This is a genomic window from Dietzia sp. B44 (assembly GCF_014145245.1).
Taxonomy (GTDB): Bacteria; Actinomycetota; Actinomycetes; order Mycobacteriales; family Mycobacteriaceae; genus Dietzia; species Dietzia natronolimnaea.
Genome location: NZ_JAALEF010000262.1, coordinates 3521 through 7093, shown reverse-complemented (window position 1 = coordinate 7093; position 3573 = coordinate 3521). Strand labels below are relative to the sequence as shown.

Here is a 3573-nt window from a genome sequence, read left to right as displayed (position 1 = left end):
CGCCCGACGTCGCCATCGCCCCCCGGGACGACACCGAGCGGATGGCCTTCGGCGCGTGGGCCGTGGTCACCGGTACGGCGGCACCCGGGGTGACCGGGACGCTGCCCGCGCTCGACGACTCCACCCGGACGGCACTGGCCGAGCGGCTGTCGACCCGATGTGGCGGCGAGATCACCGCCGAGCAGCTGGCCGGGGCCACGACGATCGCGGAGGTCGCCGACCTGCTGCGCCCGTTCACCGAGGTGGCGGTGGAGGGCAACATCCGCGTTCTTCGCGAGGGTTCCACCGACAGCACACCCCTGTTCCTGTTCCACGCGGCCGGCGGATCGTCGTTCGTATACGAACCGCTGGTCGATCGGCTGGACGGTGACACCCCGGTCTACGGCGTCGAGCGCACGGAGGGGCCGCTGGAGGAGAGGGCCGCCGGGTACCTGGACAGGATCCGGGAGATCGCCTCGGGGCGTCCCGTCGCGCTCGGCGGCTGGTCTTTCGGTGGCGCCCTGGCCGTCGAGGTCGCCCGTCAGTTGCGGGCCGCCGACGACGTCGTGGCGCTGGTGGCCCTCCTGGACACCGTGCAGCCGTCCGAGCCGATCCCGGACACTCTCGACGAGGCGGAGGCACGCTGGAAGCGCTACTCGAAGTTCGCCAAGCGCACCTACGGCCTGGACGTGGAGGTGCCGCGCGAGTTCCTCGCCGAGCACGGCGAGGACGGCGTACTGGGAATGCTCCTGGAGGGCCTGGGCGCCGAGGCGAACGCCATGGGTGGGGGCGTCATCGAGCACCAGCGGGCCAGCTTCGTCGACAACCGCATCCTGCAGAGCGCGGACCTGTCCACGTGGTCGGGAGTGGGTGCGGAGGTGCCGTTCGTGCTCTACCGTGCGGAGCGTATGCACGAGGGCGCCATCGAGCTCGAACCCCGCTACGCCCACGTCGACCGCGACGGTGGCTGGGCCCGGATCGTCTCCGATCTGGAGGTGGTCCAGCTCAAGGGTGACCACCTCGCGGTGGTCGACGAGCCGGTGGTCAGTACGGTCGGAAAGCACCTGGCGCGTCGACTCGTCGAGATCGACGCGGGAGTACTGAAGGGATCGGACGCGTGACGGCTAGGACCACCGCGGAGAAGCTCGCTGAACTGCGGGTTAAGACCGAGCAGGCCCGCGACCCGGGCAGCGAGCGGGCCAGGGCCCGACGCGACGCCGCGGGCCACACCCCGCCGCGCGAGCGCATCGCGGAGTTGCTCGACGCGGGAAGCTTCGTGGAGATGGGCCAGCTGGCCAAGGCTCCGGGGAGCCCGGACAACCCGTTCGGGGACGGTGTGGTGACCGGTCGCGGCACCATCGACGGTCGCCCGGTGGCCGTGTACGCGCACGACAACACGGTGTTCGGCGGGTCGGTCGGCGAGGGCTTCGGTAAGAAGGTCTGCGCCATCATGGACTTCGCGATCAAGGTCGGGTGCCCCATCATCGGCATCAACGACTCCGGTGGCGCGCGAGTCCAGGACGCCGTGACCTCGCTGGCCTACTACTCGGAGATCTCCCGGCGCCAGTACCCGGCCTCCGGGTACGTGCCCCAGATCTCGATCATGCTGGGCAAGTGCGCGGGCGGCGCCGTCTACGCCCCCGCGACCACCGACTTCGTGATCGCGGTCCAGGACCAGGCGTACATGTTCGTCACCGGCCCCGACGTGATCCGGCAGGTCACCGGCGAGGACGTCACCATGGACGAACTCGGCTCGGCCCTGCAGCAGGCCAAGAACGGCAACGTCAACCACGTGGCCGTGAGCGAGCACGACGCCTTCATGTACGTGCGTAACCTGCTGAGTTACCTGCCGTCCTCGGCGGCCGAGAAGGCACCGCGGATCAACCCGGGTCTCGAGGCGGAGACCACGGAGTCGGATCGTCAGCTGGACTCAATCATCCCGGACACGGACAACGCCGCGTACGACATGCACGACGTGCTCCTGCGGATGTTCGACGACGGCGAGTTCGTGGAGACCTCCGGACAGTTCGCGTCCAACATCATCACGGGCTTCGCCAGGGTCGACGGCGAGTCCGTCGGCGTCGTCGCCAACCAGCCCCTGCACCTGTCGGGCGCGTTGGACATCGACGCGTCGGAGAAGGCGACGCGGCACATGATGCTGTGTGACGCCTACTCGATCCCGCTGGTCTACGTGGTGGACACCCCCGGCTATCTCCCGGGCTTGCAGCAGGAGAAACTCGGCATCATCCACCGCGGGGCCAAGATGGGTTTCGCCGTGGTGGCGGCCTCGGTCCCCAAGGTCACGTTCGTCGTCCGCAAGGCCTACGGCGGCGCCTACGCCGTGATGGGGTCCAAGAACCTCGGCGGCGACCTCAACTTCGCCTGGCCCACCGCACGCATCGCGGTGATGGGCGCCGAGGGCGCGGTGGACCTGCTGCAGCGTCGGCAGATCGAGGAGGCGGGCCCGGAAGAGGGTCCCAAGCTCCGCAAGCAGCTGATCGACATGTACAACGAGTTCATCGCGACCCCGTACTCGGCCGCCGAGCGCGGGTACATCGACGCGGTGATCGAGCCGTCGCAGACCCGTCTGGTGCTGCGCGGCGCGTTGGCCCAGCTGCGCGACAAGGTCCGCAACGAGCCCCCGCGCAAGCACCCCATCGCGCCGCTGTAGCCGACGCGCGGCAGCACGCCTGGGCCGGTCCGCTCTCTCCGGAGGCGGGCCGGCCTTCGTCGTCCCCGACCCCTGGTAGTGCTGGCTGAACGTACGGTGTGCCGGGGCTTGTGTGATGTCCCGAGACATCACACCGACGACAAGGGGCAGCGCATCCCACGCGGGACGCGCTGCCCCTGTGTCCGGGCCCTGGGGGCTCGGGCCGGTAGCCCGGACTAGGACTCCGGGTCGGTCACGAGGATCGGGCCCTCGGGCTGCCACCAACCCCAGCGGGTCTCGGTCCCGGTGGTCACCTCGGCCGGCGCCGGCGGGTCCTCCTGGTAGGTCCCCAGCGGGGTGTACGCCTCGATGGAGCCCCAGTCCCGGTTCCAGTCGTGCCGCAGGTACGACGGGATCGTGCGGGCGCGCTGGGCGACCTCGATCCACCCGAGCGGGCCCCCCGACTCGTACGACTGCCACGTGCTGGTGGCGGCCACCGCCAGTGGACGGTCCGGGAGGATCCGGTACTCCGGCAGCTCGGCGACCCCCGCGTAGTGCGAGAACGGCCGCTGGCACGGGAACTGCAGGCTCACCGCCCAGTCCAGCATGACGGGAGACTCCGATCCGACGAGCTCCTGGACCGTGACGAGCTCGGGCGCGCGCGGCGGGGTGATCGCCGCCCACTGGTCGGGGGTCAGGTCGTCGTCGTCGACCAGGATCCGCATGACGTCGGCCTCGGCCGGCACGTCCTGCATGTCGACCCGCAGGTTCCGCCAGGTGGGGGCGGGGCCGATGTCGAACGGCACGACGGGTTCTCCCACCACGTCGGCTCCGTCCCCGGCGGCGCGACCGAACTCGACGATGACCTCCTGCCCGTACTTGTACAGGCCGTCGGCGTCGTAGCGGCCGATCCGTCCGGCGGCCGAGATCACCAGGAGCGGGTG

The 3573-nt window shown here is 70.3% G+C and carries 3 protein-coding genes; 2 read left to right on the top strand and 1 reads right to left on the bottom strand.

Features of this window, described 5'->3' with window-relative positions:
* The coding region (locus tag G6017_RS09360; RefSeq protein ID WP_182610013.1) for a thioesterase domain-containing protein at window positions 1-1100 on the top strand (1100 nt) is incomplete at its 5' end.
* Entirely contained in the window at window positions 1097-2650 is a 1554-nt protein-coding gene (locus G6017_RS09355) for an acyl-CoA carboxylase subunit beta (RefSeq protein WP_095717079.1), read from the top strand. The genes G6017_RS09360 and G6017_RS09355, both read left to right, overlap by 4 nt.
* A gap of 215 nt (window positions 2651-2865) precedes the next feature.
* On the opposite strand, the gene G6017_RS16765 is transcribed toward G6017_RS09355, so the two are convergent.
* The coding region (locus G6017_RS16765) for an arabinosyltransferase C-terminal domain-containing protein (protein WP_241731449.1) at window positions 2866-3573 on the bottom strand (708 nt) is incomplete at its 5' end.